The sequence below is a fragment of the Devosia sp. LC5 genome, from assembly GCF_000735585.1.
GTDB lineage: Bacteria > Pseudomonadota > Alphaproteobacteria > Rhizobiales > Devosiaceae > Devosia.
Genome location: NZ_JNNO01000005.1, coordinates 62,834 through 78,689, shown reverse-complemented (window position 1 = coordinate 78,689; position 15,856 = coordinate 62,834). Strand labels below are relative to the sequence as shown.

At 62.2% G+C, this 15,856-nt stretch carries 15 protein-coding genes; 11 read left to right on the top strand and 4 right to left on the bottom strand.

Annotated features, from left to right (window positions below):
• The first annotated feature begins 86 nt into the window (after positions 1 to 86).
• The 4 genes from plsX (at position 87) to FF80_RS03860 (ending at position 3,160) form a co-directional block, all read left to right on the top strand.
• Positions 87 to 1,157 (top strand): phosphate acyltransferase PlsX, encoded by a 1,071-nt coding sequence (gene plsX / locus FF80_RS03875; RefSeq protein ID WP_035097682.1) that lies wholly within the window; start codon positions 87 to 89, stop codon positions 1,155 to 1,157.
• The gene (locus FF80_RS03870) at positions 1,154 to 2,131 is read left to right on the top strand and encodes a beta-ketoacyl-ACP synthase III (protein WP_035097680.1); all 978 of its coding nucleotides are present in this window, start codon (positions 1,154 to 1,156) and stop codon (positions 2,129 to 2,131) included. The genes plsX and FF80_RS03870 overlap by 4 nt, the downstream gene beginning before the upstream one ends.
• A gap of 234 nt (positions 2,132 to 2,365) precedes the next feature.
• The gene (locus FF80_RS03865) at positions 2,366 to 2,677 is read left to right on the top strand and encodes an integration host factor subunit alpha (RefSeq protein WP_035097678.1); all 312 of its coding nucleotides are present in this window, start codon (positions 2,366 to 2,368) and stop codon (positions 2,675 to 2,677) included.
• 27 nt (positions 2,678 to 2,704) lie between these two features.
• Complete coding sequence (locus FF80_RS03860; RefSeq protein WP_035097676.1) at positions 2,705 to 3,160, top strand: MerR family transcriptional regulator; 456 nt, start codon at positions 2,705 to 2,707, stop codon at positions 3,158 to 3,160.
• Between the two features lie 21 nt (positions 3,161 to 3,181).
• On the opposite strand, the gene FF80_RS03855 is transcribed toward FF80_RS03860, so the two are convergent.
• Positions 3,182 to 4,714, bottom strand: a complete 1,533-nt coding sequence (locus tag FF80_RS03855; RefSeq protein WP_052153161.1) for an MDR family MFS transporter — start codon at positions 4,712 to 4,714, stop codon at positions 3,182 to 3,184.
• An 85-nt stretch (positions 4,715 to 4,799) separates the two neighbouring features.
• Here FF80_RS03855 and FF80_RS03850 point away from each other — a divergent pair, with 85 nt between their 5' ends.
• Positions 4,800 to 5,345, top strand: coding sequence for a MarR family winged helix-turn-helix transcriptional regulator (locus FF80_RS03850; RefSeq protein ID WP_052153145.1), 546 nt, complete (start codon positions 4,800 to 4,802; stop codon positions 5,343 to 5,345).
• A 13-nt stretch (positions 5,346 to 5,358) separates the two neighbouring features.
• Here the strand turns inward: FF80_RS03850 and FF80_RS03845 are convergent, their stop codons facing one another.
• The 3 genes from FF80_RS03845 to FF80_RS03835 all read right to left on the bottom strand — a co-directional run bounded on the left by FF80_RS03845 (position 5,359) and on the right by FF80_RS03835 (position 8,369).
• The gene (locus tag FF80_RS03845; protein WP_035097673.1) at positions 5,359 to 6,588 is read right to left on the bottom strand and encodes an FAD-dependent oxidoreductase; all 1,230 of its coding nucleotides are present in this window, start codon (positions 6,586 to 6,588) and stop codon (positions 5,359 to 5,361) included.
• A 172-nt stretch (positions 6,589 to 6,760) separates the two neighbouring features.
• Positions 6,761 to 7,072 carry a MocE family 2Fe-2S type ferredoxin gene (locus FF80_RS03840; RefSeq protein WP_035097671.1) on the bottom strand — a complete coding sequence of 104 codons (312 nt, stop codon included), beginning with the start codon at positions 7,070 to 7,072 and terminating at the stop codon, positions 6,761 to 6,763.
• 217 nt (positions 7,073 to 7,289) lie between these two features.
• A complete protein-coding gene (locus tag FF80_RS03835; protein WP_035097669.1) occupies positions 7,290 to 8,369 on the bottom strand; it encodes a fatty acid desaturase family protein in 1,080 nt (359 codons plus the stop codon).
• A gap of 152 nt (positions 8,370 to 8,521) precedes the next feature.
• Between FF80_RS03835 and FF80_RS03830 the strand changes: the two genes are divergently transcribed.
• The 6 genes from FF80_RS03830 to iolG all read left to right on the top strand — a co-directional run bounded on the left by FF80_RS03830 (position 8,522) and on the right by iolG (position 15,847).
• Positions 8,522 to 9,553, top strand: a complete 1,032-nt coding sequence (locus tag FF80_RS03830) for a LacI family DNA-binding transcriptional regulator (RefSeq protein ID WP_035097667.1) — start codon at positions 8,522 to 8,524, stop codon at positions 9,551 to 9,553.
• Positions 9,554 to 9,745: 192 nt separating this feature from the next.
• A complete protein-coding gene (locus FF80_RS03825; protein ID WP_035097665.1) occupies positions 9,746 to 10,564 on the top strand; it encodes a TIM barrel protein in 819 nt (272 codons plus the stop codon).
• A gap of 82 nt (positions 10,565 to 10,646) precedes the next feature.
• Positions 10,647 to 11,597: a sugar ABC transporter substrate-binding protein gene (locus FF80_RS03820; protein WP_035097663.1), complete on the top strand. Its 951-nt coding sequence runs from the start codon at positions 10,647 to 10,649 to the stop codon at positions 11,595 to 11,597.
• Positions 11,598 to 11,874: 277 nt separating this feature from the next.
• Positions 11,875 to 13,413, top strand: coding sequence for a sugar ABC transporter ATP-binding protein (locus FF80_RS03815; RefSeq protein WP_035097661.1), 1,539 nt, complete (start codon positions 11,875 to 11,877; stop codon positions 13,411 to 13,413).
• Between the two features lie 178 nt (positions 13,414 to 13,591).
• Positions 13,592 to 14,608, top strand: a complete 1,017-nt coding sequence (locus FF80_RS03810; protein ID WP_035097659.1) for an ABC transporter permease — start codon at positions 13,592 to 13,594, stop codon at positions 14,606 to 14,608.
• 201 nt (positions 14,609 to 14,809) lie between these two features.
• Positions 14,810 to 15,847 carry an inositol 2-dehydrogenase gene (gene iolG, locus FF80_RS03805; protein WP_052153143.1) on the top strand — a complete coding sequence of 346 codons (1,038 nt, stop codon included), beginning with the start codon at positions 14,810 to 14,812 and terminating at the stop codon, positions 15,845 to 15,847.
• Positions 15,848 to 15,856 lie beyond the last annotated feature (9 nt).

Below are 15,856 nucleotides of genomic sequence, written 5' to 3'. Positions count from 1 at the left end.
CGTTGGATCACCGGCCGGGCTTGCACCCTCCCTGTGATGGGATATGTTGCGGCACTGCCCCTTGCGGGGTCGATTTACGGGCAAATATGACCGATACGATTACAATCTCTGTGGACGCCATGGGCGGGGACAACGCGCCACGGGCGGTGATCCATGGGGCCTATCTGGCGCTGCGCGAGCGCAAGAACACCAGATTCATCTTCCATGGGCGCGAGGAACAGATCGCGCCTCTGCTCGAAGAGTTCCCGGACCTCAAGCCGGTTTCAACCGTTCGCCATAGCGATGTCGTCATCGCCGGCGACGAGAAGCCCAGCCAGGCCCTGCGCAAGGGCCGCGGCACCTCCTCCATGTGGATGGCCATTCAGGCCGTCAAGGATGGCGAGGCCAATGTCGCGGTCTCCGGCGGCAATACCGGCGCGCTGATGGCCATGGCCACCTTCTGCCTGCGCCCCATGGAAGGCATTTCCCGCCCCGGCATCGCGGCGATCTGGCCCACCCTGCGCAGTGACATTGTCGTGCTCGACATGGGCGCTACCATCGGCGCCGATGCCCAGCAATTGGTCGATTACGCCATTCTGGGCTCCGCGCTCGCCCGCTGCCTGTTCGATAGCGACCAGCCCAGCGTGGGCCTGCTCAATGTCGGCACCGAGGAGGTCAAGGGCCTCGATTCGATCAAGGATGCCGGCAAGATCCTGGCACAGGCCAGCGGCGCCGGCTTCACCTATCACGGCTTTGTGGAAGGCGACGATATCGGCAAGGGCACCGTGGACGTTGTCGTCACCGAGGGCTTTGTCGGCAATGTCGCCCTCAAGACGGCCGAAGGCACTGCCCGCCAGGTCAGCTCCTATCTGCGCAGTGCGCTCAAATCCAATCTGATGAGCCGGATCGGCGCCTTCTTTGCTATGTCGGCGCTCAATGCCCTGCGCCGCAAGATGGACCCGCGCACCGTCAATGGCGGTGTATTCATGGGTTTGAATGGCATTGTCATCAAATCGCACGGTGGAACTGATGAAATCGGTTATAAGAGTGCCTTGGGCCTGTCCTATGACATGGCGCGCAGCCACCTGATCGACAAGATCGGCGAAACCATGAAGCGCTTTCCCGTCCATGCGGCCCCCGCCGCAGATGTGACCGAATCTGAGGCAAAACCGGCGTGACCAAGACGCGTTCCATCATCCGCGGTGTCGGCGGGTATCTCCCTGAGCGAATCCTTACCAATGCCGAGTTGGCCACTATGGTCGACACGTCCGATGAGTGGATTCAGCAGCGTGTTGGCATCAAGGAGCGCCATATCGCGGCCGAAGGTCAGTTCACCTCTGATCTCGCCGTCGAGGCGGCCCGCCAGGCCATGGCCAATGCCGGCGTCACGCCGGACGAGATCGATCTGATCATCGTCGCCACTACTACGCCCGATTACACCTTTCCGGCCGCCGCCACTCTGGTACAGATGAAGCTGGGCATGCATCACGGCATGGCCTTCGATATCCAGGCCGTGTGCTCGGGCTTCGTTTATGGCGTCGCCACTGCCGATAGCTACCTCAAGAACGGCCTCGCCAATCGCGCTCTGGTCATCGGCGCCGAAACCTTCTCGCGCTTGCTCGATTGGACCGACCGCACCACCTGCGTGCTGTTCGGCGATGGCGCCGGCGCTGCGATTCTGGAGCGTGTCGAGCTTGCCGACGATGCGCCCGAACGTGGTGTGCTCGCCTCGGCGCTGCGCTCCGACGGCCACCATTGGGACAAGCTCTATGTCGATGGCGGCCCGTCCTCCACCGGCACCACCGGCCATGTCCACATGCAGGGCCCCGAAGTTTTCCGCCACGCCGTGGGCAAGATCACCGACGTGGTCTACGCGACCCTCGAGAAAACCGGCTATACCGTGGCCGATCTCGACTGGTTCGTGCCACACCAGGCCAACCGCCGTATTATCGATGGGGCAGGGGCCAAGCTGGGCCTGCCACCCGAAAAGGTGGTCGTTACGGTCGATCGCCACGCCAATACCTCGGCGGCCTCCGTGCCGCTGGCGCTCAGCGCTGCGGTGGCCGATGGCCGCATCAAGCAGGGCGATCTGGTCATGCTTGAAGCCATGGGCGGTGGTTTCACCTGGGGCGCCTCCCTTATTCGCTGGTAACCCCGAAGCGCGCATTGACCTCAACCGTTTCAAGGCGTTAGTCTCCACGCCGTCGGAGGAAACCTCGCGCAGAAATCTGCCCCTCGATGGATTGGCAGGAAGCGCCGGGGCGTAGGGAAGGATCCCGCAGTGTGGCACAGCTCTTGGGGAGCGGTGCCGGAACAAGTGTATCAGGGAGGCCATTGGTCGTCCCGGCCTGGGGGATTTGACCCTGTTGGCAACACGGGGGTGCGAATGACGCAGAAGACGGTAACACGGGCAGATCTGGCTGAAGCGGTTTACGGCAGCGTCGGGCTTTCTCGAACTGAGTCGGCCGAGTTGGTGGAGCGCGTGCTCGAGCTGATCGGCGATGCCCTGATCACGGGCGCCAATGTCAAATTGTCATCTTTCGGCTCGTTTCAGGTGCGCTCGAAAAACGAGCGGATCGGCCGCAATCCCAAGACTGGCGAGGAGGTTCCGATCCTCCCGCGGCAGGTTCTTGTGTTCAAACCCAGCAACGTGTTGAAGTCCAAAATCAACAAGTCTATGGTCAGCGCTGGAAAATAAGGCATTTCAGCGAGTCTATGGCCCACCGTGGATAAGTCACCAGACGCATTCCGGACCATCTCTGAAGCAGCCGAAGAGCTCGACCTGCCACAGCATGTCCTGCGCTTCTGGGAGACCAGGTTCGCGACCATCAAGCCGCTGAAGCGCGGCGGCGGCCGTCGTTACTATCGTCCCGAAGACGTGCTCCTGCTCCGCGGCATCCGTCACCTGCTCTATGATCAGGGTTTCACCATCAAGGGCGTGCAGCGCATCCTCAAGGATCAGGGTAGCCGCTATGTCATCGCCGTCGGCGAAGGCCGTCCGGTCGAAGAGCTGCTCCCCCTGATCGAAATGGCCGAAGAAGCCGGCGACGAAGCCGAAATCGAAGAAGCCGTCATGCAGGCCAGCCCCGCCCTCGACCGCGAATCCCGCGACAAACTCTCCGACGTCCTGCGCGAACTCCTCGAATGCAAACGCATCCTGGAACGCGCCCGGGAGACCTGAGCGGGCCGACCAGCCAGCCGCTTATTCGGCCACGGCCACCTGCGGCCCGGGCTCTGCCGCATGCTGCTCCAGCTTCTTGTTCTCCACGAACAGCGCACAGATCAGCCCCACGGCAAACAGCCCCGCGGCAAAGTAAAACACCGAGCCAAACGCCGTCGCGAACACCTCGACCACTTCCTGCGCCGCGGCCGCGGGCAGGGTGGCGATCGCCGCCGGCGTCATCTCGCTCATCGTCCCGGGCATCACGGCCAGCGTCTCCGCCGAGATCCCGGTCTGGCCCCGCAACAACCCTGCGGTCAGAATTCCGCCATTAGCCGCCAGCCCCAGCGAAGCCCCGATCATCCTCGCCAGTGTCAGCGTCCCGGTCGCCGCGCCCACATCCCGGCGTGGCGCCGAAGATTGCACGGCCACCATCAGCGTCTGCATCTGCAGCCCGATGCTGAACGAGAAGAAGAACATCAAAACCCCGATCACCCAGATCGGCGTACTCGCATGCACCATGGCAAAGCCCAGCATCACCAAAATGCCCAGCGCCATCGCCGCCACCGGAAATGGCTTATACCGCCCCGTCCGCGCCACGATATAGCCAGTGCCGATCGAGGCCACGAGCGAGCCTACTGACGAGGGCAAAAACAGCAGCCCTGCATAAGCTGGCGGCAGCCCGGTCACCGTCTGCAGGAACAGCGCGAAATAATTGAGCATGCCCAGCGTCGCCACGCCCGAAATTACCGAAATCACCAGCGCCAGCGCAATCGTCCGGTTTCCCAGCACATGCAGCGGTACGATCGGCTCCACGGCTCGCTTTTCCACCAATACAAAGGCGGCAAGCGCCGCAAGCGCGATCACCGGCAGCAGGTAAACCATCACCCCGCCATAGCCGCCGCCCAGCGCCTCCTCGGCCCAGAACACCGTCGCCGTCACCGCGCCCGCCAGCAGCAGGCCGCCCGGATAATCAATGCTTGGCTGCCGCCCGGTCTCAAAACTTGGCATTACCAATGCCAGCACGGCGATCACCGCAACGCCGATCGGCAGGTTGATCAGAAAGATATATTCCCAGCCGATCGCCTGGCTGATCACCCCGCCCGCCACCGGCCCGATCAGCCCCGACAGGGTGAACACCGCCGAGCTATAGCCCTGGTATTTCGCCCGCTCGCGCGGCTCGAACAGGTCCGCGATAATCCCGAAAGCCGAGGTCATCAGCCCGCCGCCGCCCAGCCCCTGCAACACGCGGGCCGCAATCAGGCTTTCCATCGACCAGGCAAAACCGCAGGCCAGCGAGCCGATCACGAACAGCCCGATCGCCACCATGAACACCTTCTTGCGCCCAAATAGGTCGCCCAGCTTGCCGTAAAAGGGCGTCACTGCCGCCGTCGCCAGCAGATAGGCCGCGCCCACCCAGCCAAACAGTTCGAGCTTGCCCAAATCCGCTGCAATGGTCGGCAGCGCCGTCGCCACGATCTGCATGTCGAGCGAGGCCATGAACATGCCCACCAGCACCAGGACATAGATCACCATCTTGCGGCGATGTGTGAGGACGGGAGCTGCGGCAGTCATGGCGGTCACCTGTTGAATTTGCGCCAAACTGTGCTAGAGTCATATATATGTCAATAGCACATATATGATAAAAGCATGGAACAGCATGGCCAAATCTGAGAGCGACGCCCGCGAAAGCCACCTTGCCCACCTCATCGGGCTAGGGCTGAGCCCCGCCGCGGCGCAGGCGACCATGGATATCGACCACGTCATGATCCATATCCGCCGCTCCATGCAGCGCCGGGAAATGGGCCGCATGGCCCTGCGTGACCTTGGGCCTAATATCGATATTGCGGACCTCGAAATCCTCGGCGCGCTCGAGCTTTGTGCCATCGAAGGTGGCGAGGCCACGGTCGGCCTTATCGCCGAACGCCTCAATGTCGATCCCTCCCGCGCCAGCCGCATCGTGGCCGACGCCGTGGATAAAGGCATTGTGCGCCGCGTCGCTTCCCAGTCGGATGCCCGCCGCACCGGCCTCGAACTCACCGAACTCGGCCAACGCCACGGCGCCGTCATCCGCGCCTACAAATGGCGCATTTTCGCCGAAGCCCTGGGCGATTGGCCCGAAGAAGACCTCGTCACCTTCGCCCGCCTCTTCCAGCGCTTCAGCGGCTGGATGACCGAAGCCAAGGCGAAAGCCGGCAAGGGGTAGGGCCCCAAGAAATCTAAGCCGCCGCCAGCAACTCCTTCAACTTCACCCCCGCATCCCCCAGTGCCGCCACATCCGGCCGCGCACTCTTGCCAATCAGCATCTCCGCCAATCGAATATCCCGCGCCACCGCATTCCCCACACCCAGCCCGCTCGCCGCCACCAATCGCCCATCATTCGCGAGGTGAAACAGAATACTCGCACCATCCCCTAGATCACGCCGGACGGTTCTGATGCCCTCGTCGCTCAGCCCCGCAATCTGCAGCGTCAGCTCATACTGATCCGACCAGAACCACGGCACGCTCGAAACCGCCTCACCCGCGCCCAGCATGTTCAGGGCCGCCAGATTCCCCTGATCCTGCGCATTGCGCCAGCTTTCGAGCCGTACCCGCCGCCCGCCATAAATCTGCAGCGGAAACGAGCAACAATCCCCCGCCGCAAAAATATCTGCGTCTCCTGTCGCCAGATGCCGATCCACAGCGATCCCATTCTCGACCGCCAACCCAGCTGCCTCCGCCAGCGCCACATTGGGCACGGCTCCGATACCCACCAGTACCAGATCGGCCTCGATCCGCCGCCCGCTCGCCAGTGTCACCACAGCGCTGTCCGGCCCGCTGGCAATCGCGGCAATCCCATCGCCAAACACCAGCGTCACCCCGCCCGCCACGTGCCGCGCCTCGATCTGCCGCGCCATTGCCTCTGGCACCCCGCGCGACAACAGCCTGGGCAGGGCCTCGATCAGCGTCACATCAGCCCCGCGCAGCCGCGCACTCGCCGCCAGCTCCAGCCCGATAAATCCGCCACCAATGACAGCCAAATGCCTGCCCGTGACCAGCGCCTCGCGTAGAAGCAGTGCATCCTCGATCGTCCGCAGATAGACTACCCGCGCGCCCTCCACGCCCGGCAATCGCCGCGGTGCAGCCCCCGTCGCCAGCAGCAATTTGTCATAGCCGATGGCGCGGCCATCCACGCCCTCCAGCCGCTTGCTTTCCCGATCAATCCTCGTAACGGCAAACCCGCCACGAAACGCAATACCCGCCTCAGCCAGCCGCTCCGCCGTCGCGATCGTCTTGGCCGCAAACAGCTCCGCCAGCATGCCCTCCTTGCTCAATGGTGGCCGTTCATAGGGCAGATGGGTCTCCCCACCCACCAGCGTCACATCGCCCGCAAAACCCTGCTCCCGCAGCGCCACGGCCGCCCGTGCCCCTGCTTCTCCGGCGCCGACGATCACATAATGCTGGCTCATATCGTCCTCCAAAGTCCCCCTCATCCGCCCTTCGGGCACCTTCTCCCACGAGGGGAGAAGGATGGGCGCAGCGCATGGACGTCCACCGGGTCCACCCTCGCCCCTTGTGGGAGAGGGACAGGATTTCTGCGTTCAGCAGAAATCCAGGGTGAGGGGACTCCGATGCTGGTGCCTACACCTCGATAAACACCATCCCGCCTTCAACCCTCACCGGGTAGGTCCGCAAGTTCACGCATACCGGCGCGCCCTTGGCCTCGCCGGTCTTGTAATTGAACCGCCCATTATGCTTGGGGCATTCGATGATGTCGTCCATCACCAGCCCATCGGCCAGGCTGATCTGCTCATGCGTGCACAGCCCATCCGTGGCAAAATACCGGTCCTCCGGACTGCGATAAATCGCATAAACCCGCCCCTCATGGTCGAAGCGGATCACATCCTCCTCGTCCACATCGCCGGCCCCACAAGCCTCAATCCATTCGGTCATTTGTCATCCTCAAAACTCTTAGTCTGCTTCCCCTCGCCCCTTGAGGGAGAGGGACCGTAATTTCTTCGTTCAGAAGAAATTACGGGGTGAGGGGTCCTGCGCCCGCCCATGCTTCAATGCTTGCGGAGGCAGACCCCTCATCCGCCTTTCGGGCACCTTCTCCCTCAAGGGGAGAGGGGAGGAGCGCTTGCTAGCCACACTTCAAAGGCCAAAAACCTCACGCCGCCGCCACCCCGTTATGCAGCTCCTCCCGATACGGCTTGGCCGTCGCCGGCAGCTCCCGCTTCAAGAAGTAATCCTCATTTCGCAACTGCCGTAGAAACGCCGGCACCATCTCGCGATAGCCATCGAGGATCGAGCGGTTCGGCGCCGGCAAGTCGTGCTTGATCAGCGCATGCAGCTGCGGCAGCGCGTGATAGGGGATCATCGGAAACATGTGGTGCTCCACATGGTAGTTCATGTTCCAATAGATGAAGCGGCTTATCGGATTCATCAGTACCGACCGGGAGTTAAGCCGGTGGTCGGTCACATTGTCGGCCAGCCCGCCATGCTGGAGCAGGCCGGTCAGCACATGGTGCCAGGCGCCATAGAGCCGAGGCAGTCCGATCAGCATCAGCGGCAGGATCGACCCCATCCACAGCGAAAGCGCTATTATCACCAGATAGATAGCAAGCCAGATGCGCGCCACGCGGATCACCTTGGCATGCTCAATTTCAGGGATGAAGCTCTTCTCCTCCGGCGTTACAATACCAGCTGCGTTCCGCACCATGTCGAGCATGGCGTAACCGGCATCCAGAATGCCGAAGAAATTGAGGATTACCCGGAACAGGTCGGGTGGCCGCATCACCGCGATTTCCGGGTCTCGGCCGACGATCACCGTGTCGGTGTGGTGCCGCGCATGGCTCCAGCGCCAGGTCACCGGATTGCGCATGATCATGAAGCAGGCGATCTGGTAGACGACATTGTTCATCCACCGCGTTTTGAACGCCGTGCCATGGCCGCATTCATGCCAGCGCGAGTCCGAGGCCGAGCCGTAAAGTACTCCATAACCAAGGAAAAACGGCACCGCCCACCAACTGCCCCAGAAGTAGATGCCGCCCGCCGCCAGCACCAGCATCGACCCCAACCAGATGACGGTATCGCGGATCGCCGGGCCGTCCGAACGCTGCATCAGCGCCTTCATCTGCTTGCGGTCAACCTCGGTGTGATACCACTCGGCAGCGGCTAAACCGCCGGCAATAGCGGCTTCAGAGCTGGGGCCGAGCAGGTTGTAGTCGCGTTTCGCAGTTTGGGCCAATTGGTGCCTCTCGATGCTAACAGTGTGCTAGCGAATTCCCTGCTTTTGATGCTGGCAAACTTGCAACTTTTGCGCAATTGGCACATGATGGTTTCTATCATTACCATCATTGCGGCGCTTGTCCGTATGATGGAAATTTGCAGGAGTCCGCCTTGGCTCGTCGCCCAACAGTTGCCGATATTGCCCGCATTGCCGATCTGAGCGTCGCCACGGTCGATCGGGTACTCAATGGCCGCCTGCCGGTGCGCCAGGAAACCGCCCAGCGCGTCTTCAGCGCCGCCGAGCAGGTCGGCTATCACGGCTCCGGCCTCATCCGCCGCCGGCTCGAGCAGAACCTGCCGCATTACCGGCTGGGCTTCCTGCTGCAGCGGCCGGATCAATTGTTCTATCAGGATGTCGCCGCGGCCCTGCAACAGGCCAGCGTCAGCCCAACGCAATTCCGCGTCACGCCGACCATCGCCTTCCTCGCCAACCAGACCCCGGGTGAAATCGCCACGCGGCTGGCCGAAATGACCCCGCGCGTTGATGCCATCGCCATGGTGGCGGTGGACCATCCCGCCGTCACTGCTGCGGTGCAGGAGGTCGAGGCGGCTGGAAAGCCCGTGTTTTCGCTACTCTCGGATTTCGCCGCCGGCATCAGGCGCGGCTATGTCGGCACCAATAATCGCAAGGTCGGCCGCACGGCAGGCTGGTTGATCGCCAGATCCGCCAAGGCACCGGGCAAGGTGGTGGTCTTTGTCGGCAGCCACCGCTTTCATGGTCATGAAATGCGCGAGATCGGCTTTCGCTCCTATCTGCGCGAGGCGGCGCCCGATCTGTCGATCATCGACACCCAGGTCAGCCTGGAAGACGGCGCGCTCGCGCATGAAGCAACGCTCGACCTGCTGCGCCGTCATCCCGATCTGTCGGCCATTTATGTCGCTGGCGGCGGCACCGAAGGCGTTATCACCGCCCTGCGGGAGGAGGGCATGGCGGGCCGCGTCGCCCTGGTCTGCAACGAGCTCAACCCCGTGACCCATGCGGCTTTGGCCGACAATATCGCCACCGCCGTCATTGGCACCCCGCTGGCCGCGCTGGGTCCCAGCATTGTCAGCCTGATGGCAGCCGCACTGGCTCATCCCGCCGCCGATTCTGCCGGACAGACCTTCTTGCCCTTCGACATATATGTCTCCGAAAACATCTAGTTTCGCCGCCTGAAACGTTTCGGGCCGCACGAATATTCCGTTTGATCGCGGTTTATGCGGTTCATTCTGTCACATTTTGGAATGAACATTCCGCATTGACAACAGAACAGAACCAGTATTTCATTTGACCCAATGAGAGATCGGGTGAGCCCCGGCGATCCAGGGAGTTCGGGCGTGTCCACCAGCCAGTCGATGGATTTTGCCATCAACCACATGTCGGCGCCGCAATTGCGTCTGCCCGAGTTCTTCGCGCTGGCCCGCCAATTGGGCGCCCCCCGCGTCGAAATCCGCAATGACATCGCCGGCAATGCCATCCTCGACGGCACAACGGCGGCCGAAGTGCGGGCACTTGCCAAGGCAAATGATATAACCATCATTTCCATCAATGCGCTGCAAAGATTTAATCTCTGGTCCGGCAACCGTGCCAGCGAGGCCGAGGCCATAGCCGACTACGCCGCAGCAGCCGGTGCGCAGGCCCTGGTGCTGGTTGCGGCCAACGACACACATTCGATGCTGGCAGACCAACGGGTTGAATATGCTAGCACTGCGCTAACGTTTCTCGCGCCTATCCTGCGCGACCGGGGATTGACCGGGCTGGTTGAGTGTCTGGGCTTTGAATCCTGCTCGTTGCGCTCCAAAAGCGAAGCGGTTTCAGCGATCGACAACGCCAATGGTCGCGACGTTTTCCGGCTGACCCACGATACATTCCACCATCACCTGGCGGGTGAGCCGGAGCTGTTTCCAGAGCTGACCGGCTTGGTCCACATCTCCGGTGTCGATGACCCTGCCGTCGCTATCAGCGATATGCGCGACAGCCATCGGCTGCTGGTCGGCCCCAAGGATCGCCTGGGCAATATCGAACAGATCAAGGCCTTGCGGGCAGGGGGCTATAATGGCCCGCTCTCGTTCGAACCCTTTGCCGAAGAACTGCGCCATCTGGCCGATCCGGCCGCGGCGATCAGCCAAAGCATGAATTTCATCGTCTCGGGGCTCAAGGAGAGGGCCGCCTGATAAAGCAATTCCCGAAGAATGGGAAATATCCGGACATAATGGGCGCAACCGGACGCCCGGCTCGCTTGGAGGAGAATGAGCAATGAAGAAGATCGTAATGGCCGCATTGGCGACCACGATGCTGACCGGCTTTACCGGCGCAGCCATGGCCGAGACCGTCGGCGTCAGCATGGCCGCGTTTGACGATAATTTCCTGACCGTGCTGCGCAACGGCATGGGCGACTATGCCACGACCCTCGATGGCGTAGAGCTGCAGGTCGAGGACGCGCAGAATGACGTGTCCAAGCAGATGAGCCAGATCCAGAATTTCATCGCCTCGGGCGTCGATGCCATTATCGTCAACGCGGTGGATACCGACGCCACCGCGCCCATGTCCCAGCTGGCCGCCGATGCGGGCATTCCGCTGGTCTATGTCAACCGCCAGCCCGTCAACCTCGATACGCTGCCCGAAAAGCAGGCTTTCGTCGCATCCAACGAAGTGGACTCGGGAACGCTCGAAACCAAGGAAGTCTGTCGCCTGCTGACTGAAGCGGGCAAGACCGAAGCCAATATCGTGGTGATGATGGGCGAACTCTCCAACCAGGCCGCCCGCCAGCGCACCCAGGACGTGCATGACGTGATCGCCACGCCCGAATGCTCGTTCATGAAGATCGCCGAAGAGCAGACGGCAAACTGGTCGCGTCAGCAGGGCGCCGATCTGGTGGCCAATTGGCTTTCCGCCGGCATCCAGTTCGATGCCGTGGTCGCCAATAATGACGAAATGGCCATCGGCGCCATCCAGGCCCTCAAGGCCGGCGGGGTCGCCATGGACGCGGTAATCGTGGGCGGCGTGGATGCGACCCAGGACGCGCTGGCCGCAATGGCGGCTGGTGATCTTGACGTGACGGTGTTCCAGAACGCGGCCGCACAGGGCTCGGGCGCGCTTGATGCCGCGTTGGCTCTGGCCCGCGGCGAAACCGTGGAACGCGAAGTCTGGGTGCCGTTTGAACTGGTGACCCCGGCGAATTTGGCGGATTATCAGGCCAAGAACTAAGGCATTTGGTGGGTGGGGATGCGTTCCTACCCATCGTTCTCCCTCGGGCTTGACCCGAGGGTCGCTCGGATTTTTCGCCGTGTTGGGAGAGGCCCTCGGATCAAGTCCGAGGGAGATGCGGTGGGGAGGAGGGTGCTGAGTGCAATTTCGCCCACGGCGTCATTCCCGCGCGGGCGGGAACCTCCGTTGGCGATGCCCGGTAAAGTAAACAGAGGCTCCCGCCTGCGCGGGAATGACACTGTGGATGTTGGCCGGCACGGCCAAAAGGGAGGCAGCAATGGTCAGTCCGCAGACAATGCGTGCGGTGCGTGAAAGCGGGGCGGTGCCCAATGCTTCGCTGCTGCTGGAAATCTCCAATGCCCGCAAGGAATTCCCGGGCGTGGTGGCGCTGGACGATGTGTCGCTCAAACTGCGCCGCGGCACCGTGCATGCCCTGATGGGCGAAAATGGCGCTGGCAAATCCACGCTGATGAAGATCATCGCCGGCATTTACACGCCTGATAGCGGCGAGGTGAAGCTGCGCGGCGTCAATATCCAGCTCAAATCCCCGCTCGATGCGCTCGAAAACGGCATTGCCATGATCCATCAGGAACTCAACCTGATGCCCTATATGAGCGTGGCCGAAAATATCTGGATCCGGCGCGAGCCGCTGACGCGCTTGGGCTTTGTCGACCATGGCGAACTCAACCGGCGCACCGCCGCGCTGTTTGCCAAGCTCAATATCGATATCGATCCCGAAGTGCAGGTTTCAACGCTCTCCGTCGCCAGCCGGCAGATGGTCGAGATCGCCAAGGCTGTGTCCTATGAGAGCGACGTGCTCATCATGGATGAGCCGACCTCCGCGCTAACCGAAACCGAGGTGGCACACCTGTTTTCGATCATCCGAGATCTGCGCAGCCAGGGCAAAGGCATTATCTACATCACCCATAAAATGAACGAGCTGTTCGAGATCGCCGACGAATTTTCGGTGTTCCGCGACGGCCGCTATATCGGCACCCATGCCTCGACCGACGTGACCCGCGACGACATCATCCGCATGATGGTGGGGCGCGAAATCACCCAGATGTTCCCCAAGGAAGAGGTGCCGATTGGCGATGTGGTGCTCTCGGTCAAGGACCTGGCGCTCAAGGGCGTGTTCTCCGACATCAGTTTTGACGTGCGCGCCGGGGAAATCCTGGGTATTGCCGGGCTGGTCGGCTCGGGCCGCTCCAATGTGGCCGAAACGATTTTCGGGGTGAGTCCAGCCACCAGCGGCACCATCGCCATCAATGGCAAGCCGGTCACGATCGGCTCGCCCACCGTCGCCATTCAGCATGGCATGGCCTTCATCACCGAAGACCGCAAGGAAACCGGGTGCCTGCTGGCGCTCGACATTCAGGAAAACATGCAGCTTGCCGTGCTGCAGGACGGCTATACGCGGTTCGGCTTCGTCACGCAGGGGGAGCTGTCGCGCACCTGCGAGGAGATGAGCCAGAAGCTGCGCGTCAAAACGCCCAGTCTCGATGAGCGGGTGGAAAACCTCTCGGGCGGCAATCAGCAAAAGGTGCTGATCGGCCGCTGGCTGCTGACCAATCCAAAAATCCTCATTCTGGACGAGCCGACGCGCGGCATCGATGTTGGCGCCAAGGCCGAGATTCACAAGCTGGTCAGCCAATTGGCGCGCCAGGGCGTGGCGGTGATCATGATTTCATCCGAACTCCCCGAAGTGCTGGGCATGAGCGACCGCATCATGGTGATGCACCACGGCCGCGCGACGGGTTTTTTGGACCGGGCCGAGGCAGATCAGGTGAAGATCATGGATCTGGCGGCACGATGATGACAACGCACAACCGCACTCCAACGCACCACGCATTCCGTTCCTTCGTCACCACCCGGCTTGTCCGGGTGGTCCATCCCGCCGCGAACGCCAGCAGATGGATTGCCCGGACAAGCCGGGCAATGACGGAGATCTGGAGGATTTTTACAACCCAAGCTGTCCTGGGGAGGACCCAGCCATGACCACATCATCAGAAACCCTTGCAGCCCCACGGGCGCGGCGGCGCAAACTGCCGACCGAGCTCTCCATCCTGCTCGTGCTGGCCGGCATTGCGCTCACTTTCGAGCTGCTTGGCTGGATCTTCATTGGCCAGTCCTTCCTGATGAACCAGCAGCGGCTGACCATCATGATCCTGCAGGTATCGGTGGTCGGCATTATCGCAGTGGGCGTGACCCAGGTGATCATCACCGGCGGCATCGACCTCAGCTCCGGCTCGGTGGTGGGCATGACGGCCATGATCGCCGCCAGCTTCGCCCAGTCGGCCGATTGGGCCCGCCCGGTCTATCCGGCGCTGGTCGGCCTGCCGGTCGTCATCCCGCTGGTGATCGGCCTTGCCATCGGCACCCTGGCCGGCATCATCAATGGCTCGCTGATTTCCTACACCAAAATCCCGCCCTTCATCGCCACTCTGGGCATGATGGTATCGGCGCGCGGCGTGGCCAAATGGTACACCAAGGGCCAGCCGGTCTCGGGGCTGACGCCTGATTTCACCTTTATCGGCATGGGCATCTGGCCGGTGGTGATCTTCCTCGGCGTGGCGCTGATCTTCCACATCGCCCTGCGCTATACCCGCTATGGCAAATTCACCTATGCCATCGGCGCCAACCCGCAGGCGGCCCGCGTTTCGGGCATCAATATCGAAAAGCACCTGATCAAGGTCTATGCCATTGCCGGCATGCTGGCAGGGCTCGCAGGGCTGGTCACCGCCGCCCGCGCGCAGACGGCGCAGGCCGGCATGGGCGTAATGTATGAACTGGACGCCATTGCCGCGGCGGTTATCGGTGGCACCTCGCTGGCAGGCGGGCAGGGGCGCATCACCGGCACGGTCATCGGCACCATTATTCTGGGGACCATGACCTCGGGCTTCACCTTCCTGCGCGTCGACGCCTACTATCAGGAGATCATCAAGGGCATGATCATCGTCGCCGCCGTGGTCACCGACCAATACCGGCAAAGGAAGCGGAAGAAGGTTTGATTTGCCGTCCTCCCATGTCAAAACCACCACCGCGCCTCCCTCGGGCTTGACCCGAGGGCCACTCTAAGCCCGGCACAAGCGGCGAATGATCCTCGGGTCAAGCCCGAGGACGACGCGGTGGGGTGAGCAATTTCGGGCAATTGCCCATATAGTTTAGAATAACCGCGCCACCTCCCGGCGCCACTACCCGGAGACTATCAAATGACTGTTCGTTTCGGCCTGCTCGGCGCTGGCCGCATCGGCAAGGTGCATGCCAAGGCCATCTCGTCCAATCCAACCGCCCAGCTGGTGGCCGTGGCCGACGCCTTTGAAAAGGCCGCCACTGACATCGCCGGCCAATATGGCTGCCAGGTGCGCAGCATCGAGCAGATCCTGTCGGCTACCGACATCGACGCCGTGGTCATCTGCACGCCGACCGACACCCATGCCGATCTGATCGAGCAGTTCTCCCGCGCCGGCAAGGCCATCTTCTGCGAGAAGCCGATCGATCTCGATGTCGAGCGCGTCAAAGCCTGCCTCAAGGTGGTCGATGCCGAAGGCGCCACGCTCATGGTGGGCTTCAACCGCCGTTTCGATCCCCATTTCATGGCCGTGCATGATGTGATCGCCAAGGGCGAGATCGGCGCTGTCGAAATGGTCACCATCGTCTCGCGTGATCCTGGCGCGCCGCCGGTCGATTACATCAAGCGCTCGGGCGGCATTTTCCGCGACATGACCATCCACGATTTCGACATGGCCCGCTGGCTGCTCGGCGAAGAGATCGACACGGTCACCGCCCAGGCTTCCGTGCTGGTCGATCCGGCCATTGGCGAAGCCGGCGATTACGACAGCGTCTCGGTCATGCTCTCGACCGCCACCGGCAAGCACGCCACCATCTCCAATTCGCGCCGCGCCACCTATGGCTATGACCAGCGCATCGAGGTGCATGGCTCCAAAGGCGCCGTCTCGGCCGAAAACCAGCGTCCGGTCTCCATCGAAGTCGCCAATGCTGCCGGCTATACGCGCCCGCCGCTGCACGACTTCTTCATGACCCGCTACACCGACGCTTATGCGCGTGAAATCAGCACCTTCGTGGATGCCGTTGAATCAAAATCTCCGGCATTGCCGAGCGGGTTGGATGGGTTGATTGCACTGGCGCTGGCCGATGCTGCGCTGAAATCGGTCAAGGAAGGCCGGGCCGTGAAGGTCAGCGAAGTGCTTGGGGTGTTGGCGGATAAGTCGATCTTCCAGGGGCGGTGAGCCCTCAGG

Coding starts and splice junctions, on each gene's coding strand:
- plsX (WP_035097682.1), top strand. CDS start 87: ATGACCGATACGATTACAATCTCTGTGGACGCCATGGGCGGGGACAAC.
- FF80_RS03865 (WP_035097678.1), top strand. CDS start 2,366: ATGACGCAGAAGACGGTAACACGGGCAGATCTGGCTGAAGCGGTTTAC.
- FF80_RS03855 (WP_052153161.1), bottom strand. CDS start 4,714: ATGACTGCCGCAGCTCCCGTCCTCACACATCGCCGCAAGATGGTGATC.
- FF80_RS03850 (WP_052153145.1), top strand. CDS start 4,800: ATGGCCAAATCTGAGAGCGACGCCCGCGAAAGCCACCTTGCCCACCTC.
- FF80_RS03845 (WP_035097673.1), bottom strand. CDS start 6,588: ATGAGCCAGCATTATGTGATCGTCGGCGCCGGAGAAGCAGGGGCACGG.
- FF80_RS03840 (WP_035097671.1), bottom strand. CDS start 7,072: ATGACCGAATGGATTGAGGCTTGTGGGGCCGGCGATGTGGACGAGGAG.
- FF80_RS03825 (WP_035097665.1), top strand. CDS start 9,746: ATGGATTTTGCCATCAACCACATGTCGGCGCCGCAATTGCGTCTGCCC.
- FF80_RS03820 (WP_035097663.1), top strand. CDS start 10,647: ATGAAGAAGATCGTAATGGCCGCATTGGCGACCACGATGCTGACCGGC.
- FF80_RS03815 (WP_035097661.1), top strand. CDS start 11,875: ATGGTCAGTCCGCAGACAATGCGTGCGGTGCGTGAAAGCGGGGCGGTG.
- FF80_RS03810 (WP_035097659.1), top strand. CDS start 13,592: ATGACCACATCATCAGAAACCCTTGCAGCCCCACGGGCGCGGCGGCGC.
- iolG (WP_052153143.1), top strand. CDS start 14,810: ATGACTGTTCGTTTCGGCCTGCTCGGCGCTGGCCGCATCGGCAAGGTG.